This is a genomic window from Rhodanobacter sp. UC4448_H15, assembly GCF_052978265.1.
The window spans coordinates 3,803,870-3,826,436 of sequence record NZ_CM129665.1; the positions used below are offsets into that span (position 1 = coordinate 3,803,870).

Genomic DNA, 22,567 nt, shown 5'->3' on the forward strand with positions numbered 1-22,567 from the left:
GATGAACGCGGGAATCGAAGGGAAGCTGCGCATCGCCATCGTGGGTGCCGGCTACGTGGCTCGCCACCACATCGCCGCGCTGCGCCGGCTCGAGTTCGTCGAGATCGCGGGCATCTGCGACATCGACACCAAGGCCGCGCAGGCGCTGGCCACCAGCTTCGGGATCGAGTTCGTCACCGGCGACTTCACCCGGCTCGCCGAACGCCACCCGCATGCGGTGTACGTGCTCACGCCGCCGTCCAGCCACGCGCCGCTGACCCTGCAGGCGCTGGACATGGGCTGCCACGTGTTCGTGGAGAAGCCGATGGCCGACTCCGTCGCCGAGTGCGATGCGATGATCGCCAAGGCGCGCGACAAGGGCCTGTTGCTGTCGGTCGACCATTCCGACCATTTCGATCCGGTGGTGATGCAGGCGCAGGCCTGGGTCAAGGCCGGGCGCATCGGCGAGGTGCTGAGCTTCGACGTGCTGCGCAGCTCGGACTATCCGCCGTACGCGGGCGGCCCGCTGCCGGGCATGGTCAAGCAGGGCTCGTATCCGTTCCGCGACCTCGGCGTGCACGGCCTGTACGTGCTCGAATCCTTCCTCGGCCCGATCGGCGAGCTGGACGTGCGCTATCGCTCCAGCGGCCGCAGCACCAACCTGAAGTTCGACGAATGGGATGCCCGCGCACAATGCGCGGACGGCGTCGGCCGGCTGCTGCTGTCGTGGAACATCCGCCCGATGCAGAACCGCATCATCGTGCAGGGCACGCGCGGCATCATCGAGGCCGACCGTTTCCTGCAGATCTGCCGGATCAAGCGCGTGCTGCCCGGCCCGAAGTTCATCGGCATCGTGCTCACCGCCTTCACCAACGCCCTGCGCGACGTGGTGCGCGTGCCGTGGAACGTGCTGCGCTTCGCCACCGGCCGGCTGCGCCCCTCGCCCGGCATCCAGCACGGCGCGCAGGCATTTGCGCAGGCGCTGCATGAGGGCACCACGCCGCCGATCAGCGCGGAGGAAGGCCGCCGCCATGTCGCGCTGATGGAAACGGTGTGCGCGCAGGCGGATCGCGAACGGCGCGACGAACTGGCCGCACGCATCGTGCCGCTGGCGCCGGTCGACGCGCTGGTGACGGGCGCCGCCGGTTTCCTCGGCCGCGCGCTGGTCGCCGCGCTGCGTGCACGCGGGCAATCGGTGCGCGTGCTGGTGCGCCGGGCCGACCCGGCCGCCGAGAGCGCCGGCATCCAGGTGGTGGTGGGCGATCTCGGCGATCCGGCGATCGTCGACCATGCCGTGCAGGGCGCGCGCGTGGTCTACCACGTCGGCGCGGCGATGCGCGGCGGCCCCGGCGACTTCGAGGCGGGCACCGTGTGGGGCACCCGCAATGTGGTCGACGCCTGCGCCAGGCATGCGGCGGAGCGGCTGGTCTACGTCAGCTCGCTCAGCGTGCTCGACCACGCCGGCCGCGATCCGGCGGTGGCCGTCACCGAAAACTCGGCGTTCGAGCCCTGGCCCGACCGCCGCGGCGCCTATACCCAGACCAAGCTCACCGCCGAAGGAATCGTCAGCGACGCGATCCGCGAGCGCGCGCTGCCGGCGGTGATCGTGCGCCCGGGCCAGATCGTGGGGCCGGGGGCCGAGCGCGTGACCCCGAACGGCACGCTGGCGCTGGCCGGGCGCTGGATCGCGGTCGGCCCGGCGCAGCAGACTCTGCCGCTGGTCTACGTCGACGATGTCGTCGACGCGTTGCTGCTGGCCGCGCACGCACCCGCCGCGACGGGCCGGATCTTCAACGTGGTCGACCCGCAGATCGTCACCCAGGGCGATTACCTGGCCAGGGTGAAGGGCAAGCTGGGCGACGAGCTGAAGCTGCTGCGCGTGCCCACCGGCGTGTTCATGGCGCTGGCTGCCGGTGTGGAACTGCTCGGCAAGCTGCTTCACCGCAGCGTGCCGCTGACCCGCTACCGGGTCCGCTCGCTGCGCCCGCTGGCCAACTTCGACATCAGTGCGGCACGCAGCGGACTGGGCTGGGAACCGCGCATCGGCTTGCAGAAGGGTTTCGAGCGGATGTTCGCGACGAACGCGCAAACAGACAACGCGCCAGCGACAAAAGCCGACGACGCCTGACCGGCCCGCCCCGCGGGTCACGGGTGACCGGCAACGACCTCGCACAACACCCGCTCCAGCCGGTCGATGTTGTCGTCCCAGCGAAAACCCCGCGCGTGTTCGACGATGCGCTCGCCCTGCCATGCCCGGCCGGTGGCTTCCAGCAAGGCGGCGGACAACGCTGCCGGATCACGCACCGGCACCAGCATGCCGGCAAACTCCGGCAGCACTTCGGGGATGCCGCCGACCCGGCTGGCCACCACCGGGATGCCGCAGGACATCGCCTCCAGCACCACATTCGGCACCCCTTCGTTGTGGCTGGGCAGGCACAGCAGGTCAGCGGCGCGGAACCAGTCGCCCAGTTGCGCATGCGGCACGGCACCGACCAGGCTGACGCGTTCGGCGCAGCCCAGGGCGGCGGCCCGCGCGAGCAGTTCGTCGCGGCAGGCGCCGGCGCCGGCGTAGACCAGGGCCGCCTGCGGCCGCTGCGCCAGCACGGCGGGAAACGCCTCCAGCAAGTCCAGACAACCCTTCGTCGATTTCAGATTGCCGACGTAGAGCAGCAACGGCTGCTCGGCGCCCAGGCCCAGACGTTGTCGCGCCGCCTCGCGCGAACCGGGCGAGAACCGCTGCGCATCGACGCCGTTGTAGATCGTGTGCACCCGCGTCGGGTCCGCGCCCAGCGCCACCGCCTTGTCGGCCAGTGCCTGGCTCACCGCCACCACTGCGCCCGCACGGCGCAACGCCGCGCCGATCTGCGGCCGGCGCAACGCACCCTCGGCCATCACGTTCAGGTCGCTGCCGTGCACCTTGACCACGTAGGGAACGCCCAGCCGGCGCGCCAGCCAGCCCGAGGCCACCGCATCGGGATAGGCCCAGCTGGCCAGGATCGCGTCGTACTTCTCCGCGCGCAGGCGCCGGCCGTGCTGCAGCCAAAGCGAAGCGAACCAGCACCCGGCATGCAGCGAGCGCAGTCCCGGCGGAAACACGAAAGTGAAGTGGTCACGACGCAGGCCGGGCACGTCGACCGTGCCGCGCACGCCGCCCAGCCGCTCGCGAAAATCCACCGCGGTCAGCACGTGCACCTCGTGGCGCTGGCCCAGGCGCTCGAACTGCTGCCGGTTGAACGCGCCGCGCAGCGGGTCCCACGGCGTGGGAAACAGGTTGGTGGTGATCAGCAGTTTCATGCGCCGGCCGGCTCCCGCTCGCCGCGATAGAGCGATTCGTAGCGCGCGGCCATGCGCTCCAGCGAGCCTTCCGCCTCGACCCATGCGCGCCCGTGCGCGCCGAGTTCCTGCGCGGTCGCGGGCGCCTCCAGCAGCGCGATCATCGCCGCGGCCAGCGCCTCCGCGTCGGCGGCCGGCACCAGCTTGCCATTCACGCCCTCGCGCACAATCTCGCCGTTGCCGCCCACCGCGGTGGCGACGATGGGCAGGGCGCTGGCGCAGGCTTCCAGCAAGGCCATCGAATAACCCTCGCTGAGCGAGGACAGCGCGAACAGGTCGAGCCCGGGGAGCAGTTCGCGCACGTCGCTGCGATCGCCGAGAAAGCGCACGCTCCCGCCCGGCATCGTCGCAGCGGCAAGCTGCTCCAGCTCGGCGCGCAGTTCGCCGTCGCCGATCAGCAGCAGCACGACATCGGCCACGCGCTGGCGCACCACGGCGAAGGCGCGGATCAGGTTGGCCTGATCCTTGGTCCAGTTGAGCCGGCCCACGCTGCCGATCAGCCGCGCCTGCGGCGGCAGCGCCAGTCTCTCGCGCAGGCGCGCACGATGGTCGGGAGAGGCGGACAGAAACTGATCCACGCGGATGCCGTTCGGCACCACGCAGGCCTTGCCCGGCGGCACGATGCCGCGGCGCACGGCGTCGTCGCGCGCGGCCGCGCACACCAGCGCCACCGCATCGGTGCGCGCCAGCGCGCGTCGATACAGGCCCTCGCGCCGGCGCGAGTTGCGGTTGGCGCCCATGCCGTGGCGCGTGTTGACGACACGGCCGATGCCCAGCCCGGTGCTGGCCCAGACCGCGTGGTAGTGCGCCACCGCGTTGTGGGTGTGCAGCACTTCGGTGGCGGGTGTCGCCAGGGCGCGGCGCAGGCGCAGCAGGGCGCGCAGATCCGGCCCGCGGCGCTTGCCGCAGGCGTGCACGGGAATGCCCTGGGCGTCCAGCTCGTGCGCCAGCGCGCCGGCTTCGAACAGGCAGACCACGCGGCAGCGGTGACCCTGCCGCTGCTGCATGGTCACCAAGTCGATGACCATGCGTTCCAGGCCGCCGCGGTTGAGGTTCTCGACGACGTGGACGATGTTCATGCCGCGGGCGTGGCCGGCAGTTCGGAGATGCACACGCGCCACTTGCCGCTGGGCGTGAGCGGGATGTCGTCGACGAAATGGACGTTCAATTGCAGGCTGTCGCCGACCACCTTGGCCAGCTCGCGGCGGATGTAGGCGAGCGAGGCTTCGTCGAAGCCGGGACCACGCACCAGCGACAGTTCGAGCTGGTCGAGCCGGCGCTGCACCACCTGGAAGCGCACCAGCCCCGGCACGTCCTTGAGCATGTGCGGGAAGAACTCGCCGGGCAGCAGGTGGCCGGCCGGGGTGCGGATCGCGTCGAGCAGGCGGCCATCCACGCGCTGCAGCAGCGGCAAGCCGCGACCGCAACTGCAGACGTGGTCGCTCGCGGTGGCGACGTCTCCGTTGAGGTAGCGCACGAACGGCATGCCGTAGTTGAACAGGTCGGTGATCACCACCTCGCCCGGCTCGGTGGCAGGCGCACCGGGGTGCCGCTGCAACTCCACCACCAGGTGATCGGCGTTGACGTGCAGGCCTTCGCGACGCTCGCATTCGGAGGCTATCAGCATGAACTCGCGGCAGCCGTAGGTGTTGTACGCCGGGCAGCCGAATGCACGCTCGATGATCTCGCGCTGGAACTCGTGCAGCGACTCCGCGGCGCCGATGATGCTCCGCGGCGCGGCCACGCGGCGACCGGTGTCGAGCAGCCATTGCGCCAGCCGCACCAGCGGGCCGACGTAGCCGACGATGACCTGCGGGCGGTAGTCGTCGATCGCGTCGGCGTAGCCGGCCATGTTGGCCTCGGTCATGCCGAAGCTGTTGAGCACGCGCCGGGCGAACGCCGCGTTGTACACGCGGTCCTTGAACTGCTGAAGCCGGTGCGGCGTGCCCACGGCCCCGCCCCACACGAACAAGGTGCGCCGGCCCATGCGCGAGCCGGCCCAGTCGTAGCCGCGCCACATCACTGCGGTGCGCCGCTCGTAGCTCTCGCGGGTGTAGCCGAAACGCAGCGGGTCACCAGTGGAGCCGCCGGTGGCCTTGGTCAGCACGCGGTCGTGCCAGCCCTCGGCCTGCAACGCATCGAAGTGCTGGCGGATGTCGGCCTTGGTCAGCACCGGCAGCTGCGCGTAGTCATCCAGGTTGCGGATGTCGGCGACGGCGACGCCGGCCTCGCGCCAGCGCTGCCGGTAATACGGAACCTTCTGCTCGCAGTGCTCCAGCAACCGCTTCAGGCGTTGCCACTGCAGCGCGGCGATCTGCTCCGGCGCCAGCCACTGGTCGCGCTGGTAGTCGGCCAGGTAGGCCAGCGTGTGCCGCCGCCGCAGGCCGCTCTCCCACAGCGGGTAGAGCACGCGGGAAAACGCCTTCTCGTACCACGATGTCTTCATGGATCCCCCCAGGCGCGCGCACCGGCCCACGCCAGCAGACGGCCGAGCGGACGCGGTCGACCGGCGGCGTAGCGCTGGTGCAGGCTCTGCAATTGGGCAATGTCGGCGCGACTCCAGCACTGCAACAACAGGGTCAGCAGCGCGTAGGACGCGGTCAGCACGAACGCGCCCAGCAGCAGGGTCGGGATCGGCCCCAGCTGCGCCGCGTGGACCAGCGAGGCGAGCCCGGCGGCCAGCGCCGCGGCCAGCACGATGCGCAGCAGCCGCAGCCACTCCAGCTGCACGCCGCTGATGCGGATGCCGATGGTCAGGTAAGAGGCGGCGATGACGAACAACAGGATCACGATGGCCGCCACCGAACCGTACAGACCGAACCGCGCGATCAGCACGTAATCAAGCAGCATCTTCAGCACGCCAAGAATTATGGTGAGGATCAGCACCACGTTCTGCCGATCCGCACTGACCAGCAGGCTGGTGGCGCCCTGGGTCACCGTGCCCATGGCGCAGGCGAACAGGCACCAGCCGAACACCGGCGCCGCGGCGGCATAGGTCGCGCCATACAGCAGGCCGATCACCGCGCCGGCGAAGGTGCCGCCGAAGGCCACCACCGGCGCCGCCAGCAGGGCGAGATAGCTGGTCACGGCGACGAAGCGCCGGCCGCCGGCCTCGCGCCCCTGGCTCTGCGCCTTGGCCATCATCGGCAGCAGTACCGCCCCGAACACGCCCGGCACCAGCAGCATGATCCCGGTCGCCAGCTGGTAGGCGACCTTGAAATAGCCCGCCGAAGCGGCGCTGTCGAACAGGTTGAGGAACAGGATCTCCACGTCGCTGGCGATCAGGAAGCCCAGGATGATGGTGACCGAGACGATGCGCAGGTGCCGGCGCACCCGCTGCTGCAACACCTCGGGCACCGCCCCCGCGCCGGCATGCCGCGCCAGCAGGCGCCGCGCCTGGTGGCGCGAGGTGAGCAGGAACACCGCGCCGGAGATCAGGTAGACCACCAGGAACCAGAAGATCGACGCCCCCATCAGCATCGCCGCCGCCACCATCAGCAGGTTCAGCGGCGCGGAGATCAGGCTGACCTTGGCGGTGGCGTCGAACGCCTCGAAACCCTTGGCGACGGCGATGTTGAACATGTACGGCGCGCGCAACGCCACGGCGGCGGCAAGCATGACGAACTCGGTCACGCGCAGGTCGGCGGCGAAACGTGCGCCGAACAGCAGGTACAGCGCCAGCGCCAGCGCCATCACCGCGAGCAGGTGCCACATCTGCATGCGGCGCAGGTAACGCACCACCGGCACGATCAGCTCGTGCTGGTCGGCGCCGCGCAGCTCGGCGACGAACTTGATCACGCCGGTGGTGATGCCCGAGTTGGTCGCCACCACGCCGATCGCGGCAAACCAGATGAACAGGCCGTAGATGCCGTAATGCTGCGGTCCCAGCTGGCGCGCGATCAGGATCGCCGCCAGCATCCCCAGCGAGTACTCGACGTAGATGCCGATCGAGGAAAACAGGGTGTTGCGCAAGGCGCCGCTGCGAATGCTCATGAGCCGATCAGCAAGATGGTGGTGATGACGTACAACGCCACGATGGTGGCCACCGACACGGCCAGCCAGCGCATCCAGTGATCGGTCAGGCGCAGCAGCGGCACGCCCGGCCAGCGCTGGCGCGCGCCCATGTAATGGCCCACCACCAGCGCGACCAGCAGGTACATCACCACGGTGTAGCTGCGGCTGAGGAAGAACGCCGCGGAGAACAGCCCGTACAGCGACAACAGCAGGGTGAACGCGATCGCCCGCTCGCCCTGCCACGTGCCGGCCTGCGCCGACTCGACGGCCGTTTCGGGCTGGTGGCGCATCACGGTCATCATCATCCAGAAGCCGTAGGTGGTGAATGCCAGCCACAGGGTGTAGCCCAGAAACCCGGTTTCGGCCAGCACCAGTACCCAGGAGTTGTGCGCGGTGAGCTGATTGTAGTCGGTGAAGTTGCCGGGGCCGACGCCGAGCAGCGGGTTGGAGAAGAACATGTGCATGCCCTCGTACCAGGCATCCACCCGACCAAACGCCGATGACTCGTCCGGGTCCAGCTCCTGCATGCGCGAGGACAGCAGGCGCATCACCAGCAAACCCAGCACGCCGAGCACGCCGGCGGTGAACATGCCGCGGCGTCGCCACACGAAGATGCCGCCGACCACCAGCACCGCCAGCATGGCGCCGCGCGAATTGGTCAGGTAGATGCCGTACAGCAGCAGGCCCGCGGCGGCCAGCCACCAGATCCGGCGCAGGAACCCGCCCCCGCTGCTGAGGAAGAACGCCATCGGCAGCGTGGCGGCAAACAGCAGGCCCACGTCGTTGGGGTCGTTGAAGATGCCCACGTAGCGCACGCGCCCGTCCTCACCCAGCGGTACGCCGGTCCAGCCCATGCCGGTGTTCGCCTGCACGATGCTGTGCTGGGCCAGCACGCAGGCGCACAGCACGAACACCGCCATCGCGATGGTCACCCGGCGCTGCGTGGTGCAGGCGGAGGCGAAGACGAAGAAGGCGATCACGATGGGGCCGAAACTCTCCAGCAGCGCAAGCGCGCCGCCGAACCAGTGGTTGGCGACCATCGACACCATGCCTACCAGCAGGAACACCGGCAACAGCAGGAACTGCGGCGCGTCGAAATTCTTGCCGGCACGGATCATCCACGCCGCGAAAGCCAGCAGCAGCACCACCGGCAACAGCGGAATGCCCTCCAGCGCGGGCAAGAAATCCTGTGGCCGGACGATGGTGAGCGCGAGGTAGAGAAGGCTTAATGTGAACATGCGGCGTGATCAGGATCGAGCGCGTGACTCGGGGTGAAGAAACGACTGAGCCAGGCCATCACGATCGGTGCCGCGCCCCATGGACGGATGCACGCGTGCATTCGCTCGCCAACCCGCCCCGCACCGTCGGCGGGGCTGACACGATGGTAGCAGTCGCCGCGGGCGACAGGCTGGCACGGTGCACGTTCCGCGCACGCCCCTCGTCGAGCCCGCACCTCAGCCCCCTCCGAGGCGCTTGCGCAGACGCGACCACAGGGAACCTTCCGCCGGTCGCGGCGAACCCGCGCCGGCTTCGGGCAGCTCGGCGGCCAGCGATGCCAGCGTGCCGGTGACCACGTTCAGCAGGCGCAGGCTCACGCCGGTCTCCTTGCGCACCCGGCTGGCGAACTCCACCGCCAGCATCGAGTGCCCGCCGAGGTCGAGGAAGTTGTCGTTGCGGCGAATCTCCTCGACGCCGATCAGCTCGCGCCAGAGGCCGGCGAGATACAGTTCGCGCGCATCGCTCATCGCGTCGGTCGCGGGCTCGGCCTGCCGGCCGGGACGCTGCTGCGCCACGACCGCCGCGGCGACGGGCTCGGGCAGTTGCTTGCGATCGATCTTGCCGTTGGGCGTCTTCGGCAGCTGCGCCAGGGTCTCGATGTGCTGCGGCAGCATGTAGCCGGGCAGGCGCTGGCGCAGGTGCTCGCGCAGCTCGCGGGCACCCGCCTCGACGTCGCCGTCCATCACCACGTACAGCACCATGCGCAGGTCGTTGTCGCCGAAGCGGCGCACCCCCGCCACGGATTCGTGCACCGCCGGGTGGCTGTCGGCGGCGGCCTCGATGTCGCCCAGCTCGATGCGGAAACCGCGAAGCTTGACCTGGTGGTCGACGCGCCCGTGGAAATGCAGCACGCCATGGCGCCAGGCACCCAGGTCGCCGCTGCGATACATGCGCGCGGTGCCGCCGACGAAGGGATCGTCGACGAAGCGCTCGGCGGTCAGCTCGGGCTGGAACAGGTAGCCGGCGGCCACGCCATCGCCGCCGATCCAGATCTCGCCGATGACGCCCGGCGGCAATGGCCTACCCTGCGCGTCCAGCACGTAGATCCGCGTGTTGGCGATCGGCTTGCCCAGCGGGGCCGTATCGAGATCCGGGCGGATTCGCGCCACGCTGGACCAGATCGTGGTCTCGGTGGGGCCGTACAGATTCCAGAGCTCGCGGCAGCGCCTCGCCATGTTGCGCGCCAGTGCCGACGGCAGCGCTTCGCCGCCGACGAACAGGCGCAGCTGATCCAGCGCGCGATCCCGCCCGGCATCCTGCAACAGGCGCAGCACCGAGGGGGTCACCTGCAGCACGTTGCAGCCGCTGCGCTCGATCAGGTCCCACATCCGGTTCGGATCGTGCTGCTCCTCGTCGGTGGCGATCACCACGCGCCCGCCCACGGTCAGCGGCAGGTACAGCTCCAGCCCGGCAATGTCGAACGACAGCGTGGTGGCCGCGCACACGGTGTCGTCCCGGGTGAAACCCGGCTCGCGCGCCATCGCCAGCAGGAAGTTGACCAGGTTGCGGTGAAGCACGGCGACACCCTTGGGCTTGCCGGTGGAGCCGGAGGTGTACAGCACGTAGGCGGTGTCGTCGCCGTGCACCGGCGGCAAGTTGCCCTCGCCCGCCGGCTGCGCGGCCAGTGCGTCGACGTCGAGCAGTTCGCGACCTTCGGCGACCGCCGCCGGCAGCAGTGCCGCGTCGGTGACCAGCACATGGCGCAGCTGCGCATGCTCGGCCATGTAGTGCAGGCGATCCGGCGGGAAGGTGGGGTCCAGCGGCACGTAGGCGGCGCCACTGCGCAACACGCCGAGCACCGCCACCAGCATCGACAGGCTGCGCGGCACGCAGATGCCCACGCGGTCGCCGCGACCGAGGCCGTGACGACCCAGCGCCAGCGCGAGGTTGCGGCTGGCCTGGTCGAGCCACGCATAGTCGACGCGCTCGCCACCGCACTCGGCAGCGATGCGTTGCGGCGCGGCGCGCATCTGCGCCTCGATCAGCGCGGGCAGGCCCAGCGTGCGGTCGTAGTCCACCGCGGTCGCATTCCACTCCACGAGCACTTGCGTTCGTTCCGCCGCGTCCATCAGCTCGATGTCGCCCAGCGCGCGCTGCGGCGAGGCCACCGCCTGCGCCAGGATCTGCCGCAGGTAATCGATCCAGCGCGCCACGCTGGCGGCGTCGAAGATGTCGGTGTTGTAGGTGAGGCCGCCGGAAAGTCCCTGCGCGTGCTCGATGAACCACAGCCCGACGTCGTCAGCCGCGCCGTGCTGGAACACCGGGATGTTCTGGTGTTCCAGCTCGCCCCAGCGGCCCGGGCGCAGGCGCACGTCCTGGAACGAGAACATCGCCTGGCTCAGCGGCGGGCGGCTGTCGTCGCGGCGCAGGTCGAGGTCGATCACCAGTTGCTCGAACGGCACGTCGGCGCAGGCAAACGCATCGAGCACCACGCCACGCACCGCCTGCAGCGCGTCCAGGAACGAGGCGCCGTCTTCCAGCTGCACGCGCAGCGGCAGCGCGTTGACGAAGAAGCCCATCACCCGTTCCAGCTCGGGCGTGTCGCGACCGCGCACGGGCGTGTTCACGATCACCTCGCCCTGCCCGCTGAGCCGATGCAGCAGCACGCACCAGGCGGTCAGCAACACCATGAACAGCGTGCCCTGGCCCTGCTGGCCGAGCTGGCGCATGCCCGCCGCCTGGTCCGCCGGCAGATGGATCCACTCGGTGGCACCGGCGCCGCTCATGCGCGGCGGACGCGGGCGATCGACCGGCAACGCCAGCGGCTCCAGCGTGCCGGCCAGGCGCTTGCGCCAATGCGCCAGCTGGCGCTTCAGCTCGTCGCCACGCATCCATTGCGCATGCCACGCGGCGAAATCGGCGTACTCGACCGCCAGCGGCGGCAATGCAGGTTCCCGGCCGGCGGCACGCGCGGCGTACAGCGCCGACATCTCCTCGTACAGCAGGTCGAACGACCAGCCATCCCAGATCACGTGATGCGGCATGAAGAAGAACACGTGTTCGTCCGCAGCGAGCCGGAACAGCCTCACCCGGAACAGCGGCGGCGTGCCCAGGTCGAACGGCTCGGCGATCAGCTCCTCCAGCCGCCGGGCCAGTACGGCCTCGCGCCCGGCCGCGTCCACGCCGGAAAGATCCTCCAGCGGCAACGCGATCTCGAGCTCGGCATGGATGCGCTGGACCGCGGTCTTGTCGTCCAGCTCGATCGCCGTGCGCAAGGTCGGCTGGCGCCGCACCATGTCGCGCAGCGCCTGTTCGAAGGCCGCCACGTTCATCGGCCCGCGCAGGCGATGCGCGGACGGCGCGTGGTAGACCACCTGGCCGGGATTGAGCTGCTCCAGGTACCAGACGCGTTGCTGCATCAGCGAGAGCGGCGCGGTGTCGCGATCGGCGAGCCGCGGGATCGACGGCGGCGCCGGGCGGGCCTGGGCCGGATCGGCGCCCAGCGCGCGGATCGCCGCCGCCATCGCGGCCACGCTGGGGGCGTCGAACGCGGCGCGCAACGACAGGGTCAACCCCAGTTCGCGATTGAGCCGGGCGATCCAGCGCGAGGCCAGCAGCGAATGGCCGCCCAGGTCGAAGAAGTTGTCGTCCACGCCCGGCGCGTCCACGCCGAGCGTCGCGGCCATCGCTGCGGCCACGCGCTGTTCGAGTTCATCGCGTGGCGCCTGCTGTTCGCGTGCTCCGCTGCCCGCCGCCATGTCGGGTGCCGGCAATCGCGTGCGATCGACCTTGCCGTTGGGCGACAGCGGGATTGCCGGCAGCATCACGTAGTGCGCCGGCACCATGTACTCGGGCAGGCTCGCGCGCAGGTGCGCGGACAGCGCCGCCGGATCGGCGCTGGCGCCAGCCGCGCCGGCGATGTACGCAACCAGGCGCATGTCGCCGGGGCGATCCTCGCGCGCCAGCACCACCGCCTGCGCCACCGCCGGGTGCGTGGCGAGGCGGTGTTCGATCTCGCCCAGCTCGATGCGGAAACCGCGCAGCTTCACCTGGAAATCGTTGCGGCCGAGGTATTCGATGTTGCCGTCCGCACGCCAGCGACCGAGGTCGCCGGTCTTGTACATGCGTGCGTCGGCGTCGTGGGCGAACGGATCGGGCAGGAAGCGCTCGGTGGTCAGCGTCTCGCGGTTGAGGTAGCCGCGACCGACCTGCACGCCGCCGATGAAGATCTCGCCGGCCACGCCCACCGGCACCGGCTGGCCATAGCCATCGAGGATGTAGATGCGCGTGTTGGCCACCGGGCGGCCGATCGGAATGTTCGATGCGTCGTCGCCGGCCACGCACGCCCACGCGGTGACATCCACCGCCGCCTCGGTCGGGCCGTACAGGTTGTGCAGGCCCACGCCGGGCAACTGGCGGAAAAACGCCGCGGCCAGTACCGCCGGCAGCGCCTCGCCGCTGCAGATCACCTGCTTGAGGCTGGCGCACGCCGCGGTATCGCCGTGGTCGAGGAAGGCGTGCAACATCGAAGGCACGAAATGGATCGTGCTGACCTGCTCGCGCCGGATGGTGTCGGCCAGGTAGGCCGGATCGCGATGGCCGCCGGCACGCGCCATCACCAGCCGCGCGCCGCTCATCAGCGGCAGGAAGAACTCCCACACCGAGACGTCGAAACTGCACGGCGTCTTCTGCAGCACCACGTCGCGTGCATCGACGGCGAACATCTCCTGCATCCAGCGCAGCCGGTTGACCACGCCGCGATGCTCGTTCATCGCACCCTTCGGCAGGCCGGTGGAGCCGGAGGTGTAGATCACGTAGGCGAGGTGGCGGTCGTGCAGGCCGTTTGCCGCCGCGAGCGGGTTGGATGCCTCGCACTCGGCCCATGCCGGCGCGGCCTGGTCCAGCGCCAACGGCGGCACGGCCGGCGCCAGCGGCGCCAACCGCGGCACCAGCGCCTGCTGGGTCAGCAGCATTGCCGGCGCGCAGTCCTGCAGCATCCAGGCCAGGCGCTCGGGTGGATATTCCGGGTCGAGCGGCACGTACGCCGCGCCGGCCTTCAATATGGCCAGCAGGCCGACCACCAGCTCCAGCGAGCGCTCGGCGCAGATCGCCACGCGCTGGTCGGGGCGCACGCCGGACGCGCGCAGGTGATGGGCGAGCCGATTGGCCCGCTCGTTCAACCCGGCGTAGCTCAGCGTTGCGCCTTCATGGCTGACGGCAATCGCCTGCGGCGTGCGCGCCACCTGCGCCTCGACCAGTTCATGGATGCACTGCCCGGCCGGATAGTCGACGTGGGTGGCATTGAACTTCTCCAGCACCTTGCGCTGCTCGATGTCGGCCAGCAGCGGCAGCCGACCGAACGCCGTGTAGTCGTCGGCGGCCATCGCCTGCAGCAGGGTCTGGTAGTGCCCCAGCCACTGGCGGATCGTGGCGCCGTCGAACAACTCGCGGTTGTACTGGCATTCCAGGCGCAGCTCGCCATGGCTTTGCACCGCGTTGATCGCCAGCTCGAAGTTCTCGTAGCGGCGCGGATTGCTGGCGAATTCCAGCTGCAGGCCGGGGAACGCCGAGTCCTCGTGGTCCAGCGCCTGGTCGATGTTGAACATCACGCTGACCAGCGGCAGGCGCGAAGGGTCGCGGCCGATGCGCAGCTTGCGCAGCAGGCTGCCGAAGGTGAGGCGCTGGTGTTCCAGCGCGTCGAGCAAGGTGGTTTGCGCCTGCTCGATGGCCAGCGCGGCGGGCCGGTCCAGGTCCGGCTCGAACAGCAGCGGCAAGGTGTTGACGCAGTGGCCGACCAGGGCGTCGTGGCCGTCGATCGCCTGCCCGGCGGTGGGGATGCCGATCACCACCCGCGACTGGTGTGCCAGCCGGATCAGCAAGGCGGCGAAACTGCCCAGCAAGGTGGCGAACAGGCTGGCGCCCTGGCGCGCGCCGAGGCGGCGGATCGCCGCGACCAGTTCCGCATCCAGCGTCCAGTCCTCGCGAGCGGAGCCGAAGCTGCGGCGGGCCGGGCGCGGGCGATCGGTGGGCAGGTCGAGCACCGGGATCTCGCCGGCGAAGCGCGCCAGCCAGTACTGCTCGTCCTGCGCGTATGCGGCATCCGGCTGGCAGGCCTGGGCAAGCGCGTAGTCGGCGAACGCTTCGGCCGGCGGCAGCGCCTCCACCGCGTGGCCGAGCCGCTGCGCGTACAGCGCGCCCAGCTCGCGCACCAGCACCCACCACGACCAGCCGTCGCAGACGATGTGATGGGCGGTGAGGATGAGCACGTGCTCGTCGTGCGCCAGGCGGAGCAACTCGCCGCGCAGCAGGTGGTCGCGGCCCAGCGCGAACGGGGTTTCCACCACCGCGGCGCGATGCTCGGCCACGGCCTGCTCGCGCCGCGCCGGATCGGCGGCCGACAGGTCGAGCAACGGCAGCTCGAAGCTCACCTGCTCGCGTATGCACAGGGCTTCGCCATCCGGGCCGAAGCTGGCGCGCAGCGCATCGTGCCGATCCAGCAGCGACTGCAACGCCGCGTGCAGCGCGGCCGCATCGAGCACGCCGCGCAAGTGCAGCGAGACCGATTCGTTGTAGGCCAGCGAAGCCTCGGCGCCGAGCTGGTCGGCCAGCCAGATTTCGCGCTGCGGCTCGGTGCTGGGCACCACGCGCGACAGCGTGCCGTCGGCGAAGGGGTCGTAGTCGACGGCGAGCGCCGCGTCCCTGGCTGGGGTTCCGATGCTCATCGCGATCAACTTGCCTTGGTGTAGCTGCCCGGTTGCCCGGGAACCTGCACGAACCACGCCGGACGCCCGTCCGGTTCGCGGCCGATGCGCGCGCCGGGCAGCGGCGGCTGGCGCGCGTCCATCACGGTGCGGGCGGTGGCGGTGCGCCGCGGCAGGAAGTCGGCCTCCTGCAGTTCGATCACCGAATCCTTCCAGGCCTGCGTGATCTGCCGGAAATCCGCCTCGCTGTGCGCGGAGGTGAAGAAGCACGGGAAGTTGTCCAGGATGTGCACGCCGCGGCTGCGCATCATCGCGAACAGCAGATCCTGCAAGGGATGATCTTCCAGGAACTGGGTCCTCCAGAACGACGCGAAGTGCTTGACCGCGATCGGCGCGCCGACTTCGTCGCAGAACGCGTTGAGCTCGGCGGCCATCGCCGTGGTGCGCGCGTTGAGCCGCTCCTGCAGGCCGGCGCCCTGCTCCTTGATGTGTTCGAGCACCGCCTGCGCCGCCGCCAGCGCCAGCGGGTGGCGCACGAAGGTGCCGGCGAAATAGGTCACGCCCACGGTCGGCACCGAGTCGTCGCCGAACTGCCAGCTGCCGCCGTCGAGCGCATCCATGAACTCGCGCTTGCCGGCGATCACGCCGATCGGATAACCGCCGCCGACCACCTTGCCGTAGGTGGCGAGGTCCGCCTGGATGCCGAACAGCGCCTGGGTGCCGCCGGGATGGGCGCGGAAGCCGGTGACGATCTCGTCGAAGATGCACAGCGTGCCGGACGCGGCGGTGATCTTGCGCACCTCGCGCAGGAAATCGACCGGCTGGAAGTCGGGCCGCCGGCTCTGCACCGGCTCGATCAGCACGGCGGCCAGCTCGTGCGCGCGCGCGCGGATGATCTCCAGCGATTCCGGCGTGCCGTAGTCCAGCACGATCACGTTCTCCGCCGTGTTGCGCATGATCCCGGGCGCGGCCGGCACCGCACGCAGCTTCTTCGTGCCGCGCACGATCACCTCGTCGATGATGCCGTGGTAGGAGCCGCTGAACAGCACCACGGTGCTGCGCCCGGTGACCGTGCGCGCGACCCGCAGCGCACCCAGCACGGCTTCCGAACCGGTGTTGCACAGGGCGGCGCGGTCGTGTCCGGTGACCTCGCACACCAGTCGCGCCACGTCGCCGGCGAGCGGATGCTGCGGGCCGATCTCGTAGCCGAGGTCGAGCTGGCGGCGGATGGCCTCCAGCACGAAATCCGGCTGCCAGCCGAACAGGCTCATGCCGAAGCCGTTCAGCGCATCCACGTATTCGTTGCCGTCCAGGTCCCACAGGCGCGAGCCCTTGGAGCGCTCGACCACCAGCGGGTAGACGATCTCCTTGGTCAGCGGGCGGAAGCCGTTCACCACGCGCGGGTCGGCCATGTGCGGGCGCTGCGCCTCGGTGTACTGCTTGGACTTGCGCGACCGCGCGACGTAGCGCTCGATGAAACGATCGAGCCGCTCGCGCTGGTGGCGGGACAGTTCCAGCTGGCCGTTGTCGATGCGCGCGATCGCGCCGAACGCCTTCTTGACGTCGTAGCGGGTGTGCGCCAGCGCCGCTTCCTCGTCGCGATCCGCGCTGGTCGACACGGGTGCTGCCGCCGGTGGCGTCGCCACGCTGGCCGGTGGTGCTGCTTGCTGTGCGGGCGCGACGGGTGCGGCGGCGCTCGCCGTTCCCCCGAGCAAGGCCAGCTGCTGTGCCATCAGTTGCATCTGCTGGTCGATCACGTGACGCACGTAGTCGTTGCCGCCCGCTCCCGCCGTCGGCAGCGCCGGCACGGCAAGCGTTGGCGCGGCGAGCGTCGGCGCAGCCACGGGGGCGGCGACCGGCGCGGCAACTGGCGCCGCCGTCGGCGCGTCCGGCGGCATCTGCTCGTCCAGCAACGCCGCCAGCCGGTCCAGGCTGGCGTGGTCGACCATCAACTGGCGGAACGTCACCTTGACCGGGAACACGCGCGACAGGTGCAGCGCGACCTGGGTCAGCATCAGGCTGTCCAGCCCGAGCTCGATGAAGTTGCTGGTGCTGTCGGCGTCGTCCAGTTCGATCCCGGTGATGTCCTCGAACACCGCCTTGAGCTGGTTCACCAGCCGGGGGCGGCGATCGGCGGGCATGGCGACTTGCGGCATGGGGGCTTCCTCGGCCGCGGGCGCGGCGGCGACGGGTGTCGGTTCAGCGAACGATGGCGCGGGCGCCGTGGCGGGTGCGGCATCCAGCCAGCAGCGCTGGCGTTCGAACGGATAGGTGGGCAGGCGCACGCGGCGGCGGCGCGCGCGATGGTCGAGTCGTGCCGGATCAAGCGCCATGCCGCGGCACCAGAGTTGGCCCGCGGCCTGCAGCAGCGCCGTGCGCTCCACGTCCGCCGCATCGGCCAGGCTGGGCACGGCGACGATGCGTTCGCGCGCGGTACCGAGTTGCTGTCGGGCGAGCGTGGTCAGCGTGTGGCGCGGCCCCACTTCCAGCAGCACGCGCGATGGCGCGTCGAGCACCCGCGCCAGCGCGCCGGAGAAGCGCACCGGCACGCGCAGGTGCTGCGTCCAGTAATCGATCGAGCCGGCCTGCGCGGGGTCGAGCCAGTCGCCCAGCGCGGTCGACACCAGGGGCAGCTGCGGGCGGCCCAGTTCGACGGCGGCAAGCGCCTCGCGGAACGGTGCCAGCACCGGCTCCATCATCGCCGAATGGAAGGCGTGCGAGGTCTGCAGCAGGCGCGCGGCGATGCCGTCCGCTTCGAGCGCCGCCCGGAAAGCCTCGACCGTCTCGGCCGGCCCGGCCACCACGCAGGCGCCAGGCGCGTTCTCCGCTGCCAGCGCCAGATCCGCCGGCAGGCGTGCCTGCAATGCATCCAGCGGCAGCCGCACCGACAGCATCGCGCCCGGTGGCTGCGCCTGCATCAGCTCGCCGCGCCGCGCCACCAGCGCGATCGCGTCGCGCAGGCTGAACACGCCGGCCAGCGTGGCGGCCACGAACTCGCCCACGCTGTGGCCGATCATCGCTGCCGGCACGAGGCCCAGGCTCATCCACCACTGCGCCAGCGCGTATTCGATGGCGAACGTCGCCGGCTGCATCACCGCCGTGGGCAGCAGCGCGGCCGGGTCGTCGGCGAACACGCACGCGGCGAGATCGAAACCGCCCTGCTTGCGCAAGGCGCTGGCGCAAGCGTCGAATGCGTCGCGGAACACCGGCTCGCTGGCATGCAGCGCGCGACCCATGCCGGCGTACTGGGCGCCCTGGCCCGGGAACAGGAAGACCACGTCGCTCGCCCGCGCCGGCGTGCTGCGCGTCGCCGCCGCGGCGATTTCCGCGCTGGCCAGCTGCGCGCTGGCGCTGGTGGCGGACTCGGTGACCACGGCCAGCCGATGGGCGAAGGCCTTGCGTCCGACCGCCAGCGTCCACGCCACGTCGGCAAGCTCGACTTCCGGAGAGTCCGCCAGGTGTGTGCCCAGCCGCGTGGCCGCCGTACCCAGTGCAGTGGCCGTGCGCGCCGACAGCAAAAGCAGTTGCGGCCCGGCGGTCGCCTCGCTCGGCGTCGGTGCGGGTGCTTCCTCCAGCACCACGTGCGCATTGGTGCCGCCCACGCCGAACGAACTCACGCCCGCGCGGCGCGGTACGCCGGGCGCGCTGGTCCAGTCGTGCAGGCGATCGTTGACCACGAACGGCGAGCGGGCGAAGTCGATCGCCGGGTTGGCCGCGGCGTAATGCAGGCTCGGCGGAATCCGCCGCTCGGCCAGCGCCAGCGCAGTCTTGATCACGCCGGTCGCACCGGCGGCGATCACCAAGTGGCCGACGTTGCTCTTGACCGAACCGAGGCGGCAGAAGCCGGTATCCGGCGTGTCGCGCCGGAACGCCTTGACCAGGCCCTCCACCTCGATCGGATCGCCGATCGGCGTGGCCGTGCCGTGCGCTTCCACGTAGGAGATGCTGCGCGCGTCGACGCCGGCGTTGCGCTGCGCCATCGCGACCACCGCGGCCTGGCCCTCGCTGCTGGGCGCCATGAAGCTGGCCTTGGTGCCGCCGTCGTTGTTGATCGCGCCACCGCGGATCACCGCGATGACCGGGTCGCCATCGGCCTGCGCGTCGGCCAGCCGCTTCAACAGCACCACCGCCGCACCGTCGCTGAACACCGTGCCCCTCGCCTCGGCGTCGAAGCTTCGCGTGTGGCCGTCCGGCGACAGCATCGCGCCGTCCTGGAACAGGTAGCCGCTGCGCGGCGGACAGGTGATCGAGGCACCGCCGGCCAGCGCCATCTCGCACTGGCCGCTGCGCAGGCTCTCCATCGCCTGGCAGATCGCCACCAGCGAGGTGGAACAGGCGGTGTGCACGCTCACCGCGGGACCGGTGAGGTCCAGCTTGTGTGCCACCCGCGGCGCGATGAAATCCTTCTCGTTGTCCAGCATCACCTGGAACGCGCCGAGCTTCCCGACCTGGTCGGGATGCGCGCTGACGTGGTGCTGGAAATAGGTCGCGTTGTACATGCCGGCGAACACGCCGACCGGGCCGTCCTGCGCGCCGGGCGCATGGCCGGCGCGTTCCAGGCACTCCCAGCACAGCTCCAGGAACAGCCGCTGCTGCGGGTCCATCAACTCCGCCTCGCGCGGGCTGATGCCGAAGAACGCGGCGTCGAACAGCTCCACGCCGTCGATCACGCCGCGCGCGGGCACGTAGGCCGGATCGTCGCGCAGGCTCGCCGGGATCGACGGGTCGAGCTCGCCCGGCGCGAAGCGGGTGATCGACTCGCGTCCCTCGCACAGGTTCTGCCAGAAGCTCTCGATGTCCGCGGCGCCGGGGAAGCGGCCGCTCATGCCGATGATCGCGATCGGCTCGGCACCGGCTTGCGCGCCGGCGGCACGCGGGCGGGCGAGGCGCGCCGGTTCGATGCCGTCGGCGCCGGCGTGATCGCGGTGGCGGGCCAGCGCCAGCGGCGTGGGATCGCGGAAGAAGGTCAGCACGTCCAGCGCGGCATCGCCGTCGCGGCGCAAGCGATCGATCAGCCGCACCGCCAGCAGCGAGCTGCCGCCCAGCTCGAAGAAGTTGTCGTGGCGGCCCACCTTGTCCAGCGCGAGGCTGGTGGCGAAGGCGGCGCACAGGCGCGTCTCGGCTTCGCCCACCGGGGCTTCGTAGGTCGTGGCCAGTTCCGGCCGTGCGCTGCCCGGCGCCGGCAGTGCGGCGCGGTCGAGCTTGCCGTTGGTGGTGACCGGCAGCGCGTCCAGCACCACCCACGCGGCCGGCAGCATGAACTCCGGCAGTTCGGCAGCCAGGCCGCGGCGCAGCGCCGGCTGGTCGGGGCGGGTGGCGGCGGGGACCACGTAGGCGACCAGGCGCTTGCCCAGCGGCGGGTCATCGCGCAGCACGACGGCGCAGGCGCGCACGCCGGGCTGGCGCAGCAGCGCTGCCTCGATCTCGCCGGTCTCGATGCGGTAGCCGCGGATCTTGACCTGGCCGTCGCGCCGGCCGACGAACTCCAGCACGCCGTCGTCGCGCCAGCGCACCAGGTCGCCGGTGCGATACAGGCGGCCATCGGCGGCGCCGAACGGATCGGCCACGAAACGCTCGGCGGTCAGCTGCGCCCGTCCGAGGTAACCGCGCGCCACGCCGTCGCCGCCCACGTGCAGCTCGCCGACCACGCCCGTCGGCACCAGCTCGCCGGCGCGATTGAGCACGTACACGCGGGTGTCGGCTATCGGCCGGCCGATCGGCACCGAGCGCGCGTCGGCCGGCAGGTCCCGCGGGATCGGCCAGGTGCAGGTGAACGTGGTGCACTCGGTCGGGCCGTAGCCGTTGATGATCTCCACGCCGGGCAAGGCCGCCAGCGCGCGGCGCACATGGTCGACCGACAGTGCCTCGCCACCGATCAGCAGCTGGCGCAATCCCTCCAGCCGACGCGGCGCCTCGTCGACCACGGCGTTGAACAGCGACGAGGTCAGCCACGCCGTGCCGACCCCTTCGCCGGCAATGGTTGCGGCCAGGCCGGCAGCGGTGGGGATCGTTTCGGGATGGACCACCACGCGACCGCCGTTCAGCAGCGCGCCCCAGATTTCCAGGGTCGACGCATCGAAGCCCAGCGGTGCGGCGTGCAACATGCGCGTGTCGGCATCCAGCCGCACGTAATCCACGCCGCACACCAGCCGGATGATCGAACGATGGGCGATCGCTACGCCCTTGGGGGTGCCGGTGGAGCCGGAGGTGTACATCACGTAGGCGAGCGCATCGCCGTCGACCACGGGCAGCGGCGCGTCGTGCGGCACGGGTACGGACTCGACGACATCCAGCGCAAGGCACGCCACTCCATCGGGCAACGGCAGCGTAGCCGCGACCGATGCGACCAGCACCATCCGCGCACCCGCATCGGCCAGCGCAAACGCCAACCGCTCCGGCGGGTGGCTGCGATCGAGCGGCAGGTAGGCCGCGCCGGCCTTGAGCACGCCGAGGATTGCCACCAGCGCCCCCGCCGAACGCTCCAGCGCGACGCCGACGATGTCGCCCGGCACGACGCCGGCATCGAGCAGATGCCGGGCCAAGGTGCTGGACCGCTCATCGAGTCGGGCATAGCTCAGGGCGTGCCCGCTCTCGACCACCGCCGGTGCATCCGCATGCGCGGCGGCGGTGCGGGAGAACAGCGCGGACACGCTGTCGCCGCGGTGTCGCGGCACCGCGGTGTCATTCCACTGCACCAGCAAGCGCTGGCGTTCGGCCGGAGCGAGGAGATCCGGCTCGGCGTCAGCTTCGTCGAGCAGGCCCGCCCAGGCGCGCTGCACGCAACCGGCCAGCAGCTCCACGCTCGCTGCCGTCAGCGGGCTGCGCCAGCGCAGTTCGAGGGCGATCGCGTCGCTGAAATCGAGGCGCCAGGTGGAGAGCGCGGCGGCGGCGTCCGGCAACGCTGCCTCCTGCAGCACCATCCACGCCACCGTGACCGGGGCGGCCGACCCGCGCGCTGCGGACAGCACGCCCTCCAGCCATGCCTTGCGTGGCGCGTCGCGGGGCACCGGCACGGTCAGCTGGCGGGTGCATCCGGCCTGGTGCAGCGTTGCCACGGCGGACTCGGCGCCGGTCAGCTGCGCCTCGACCCGCGCCAACGCGGCCAGCAGGGTCAGCGCCGCGCGCTCGGGATCGGCCGCGTGCAGCGCCGCCACGCAAGTGGCCAATGCGCCGTCGAGCGGCACGCGGCGACTTTGCCAGGTTTCGTCATCGGCAGGCGCGATGCCCGGCAGCACGTCCAGCAACGACATGCCGTCGTCAATTGACACTGGATTGGATGCCGCGCCCACCACCCCTCCTGGTCGGGCGGCGATGACCGCCAC

The 22,567-nt window shown here is 70.8% G+C and carries 8 protein-coding genes; 1 reads left to right on the forward strand and 7 read right to left on the reverse strand.

Annotated features, from left to right (window positions below):
- The first annotated feature begins 1 nt into the window (after position 1).
- Entirely contained in the window at positions 2–2,107 is a 2,106-nt protein-coding gene (locus ACVCMI_RS17450) for an NAD-dependent epimerase/dehydratase family protein (RefSeq protein WP_447097933.1), read from the forward strand.
- A gap of 17 nt (positions 2,108–2,124) precedes the next feature.
- Here ACVCMI_RS17450 and ACVCMI_RS17455 read toward each other — a convergent pair whose 3' ends face one another.
- From ACVCMI_RS17455 to ACVCMI_RS17485, 7 genes are all read right to left on the reverse strand, one after another.
- Positions 2,125–3,273, reverse strand: coding sequence for a glycosyltransferase (locus ACVCMI_RS17455; protein WP_447097932.1), 1,149 nt, complete (start codon positions 3,271–3,273; stop codon positions 2,125–2,127).
- The gene (locus ACVCMI_RS17460; protein ID WP_447097931.1) at positions 3,270–4,391 is read right to left on the reverse strand and encodes a glycosyltransferase; all 1,122 of its coding nucleotides are present in this window, start codon (positions 4,389–4,391) and stop codon (positions 3,270–3,272) included. Before ACVCMI_RS17460 ends, ACVCMI_RS17455 begins: the two co-directional genes overlap by 4 nt.
- On the reverse strand, positions 4,388–5,758 hold the full coding sequence (locus tag ACVCMI_RS17465) for a phenylacetate--CoA ligase family protein (RefSeq protein ID WP_447097930.1): 1,371 nt from the start codon (positions 5,756–5,758) through the stop codon (positions 4,388–4,390). The genes ACVCMI_RS17460 and ACVCMI_RS17465 overlap by 4 nt, the downstream gene beginning before the upstream one ends.
- Positions 5,755–7,305, reverse strand: a complete 1,551-nt coding sequence (locus ACVCMI_RS17470; protein WP_447097929.1) for an oligosaccharide flippase family protein — start codon at positions 7,303–7,305, stop codon at positions 5,755–5,757. Before ACVCMI_RS17470 ends, ACVCMI_RS17465 begins: the two co-directional genes overlap by 4 nt.
- Positions 7,302–8,564 (reverse strand): O-antigen ligase family protein, encoded by a 1,263-nt coding sequence (locus ACVCMI_RS17475; RefSeq protein WP_447097928.1) that lies wholly within the window; start codon positions 8,562–8,564, stop codon positions 7,302–7,304. The genes ACVCMI_RS17470 and ACVCMI_RS17475 overlap by 4 nt, the downstream gene beginning before the upstream one ends.
- Before the next feature lie 216 nt (positions 8,565–8,780).
- Complete coding sequence (locus ACVCMI_RS17480) at positions 8,781–15,266, reverse strand: amino acid adenylation domain-containing protein (protein WP_447097927.1); 6,486 nt, start codon at positions 15,264–15,266, stop codon at positions 8,781–8,783.
- Between the two features lie 5 nt (positions 15,267–15,271).
- On the reverse strand, positions 15,272–22,495 hold the full coding sequence (locus ACVCMI_RS17485) for a hybrid non-ribosomal peptide synthetase/type I polyketide synthase (protein ID WP_447097926.1): 7,224 nt from the start codon (positions 22,493–22,495) through the stop codon (positions 15,272–15,274).
- Positions 22,496–22,567 lie beyond the last annotated feature (72 nt).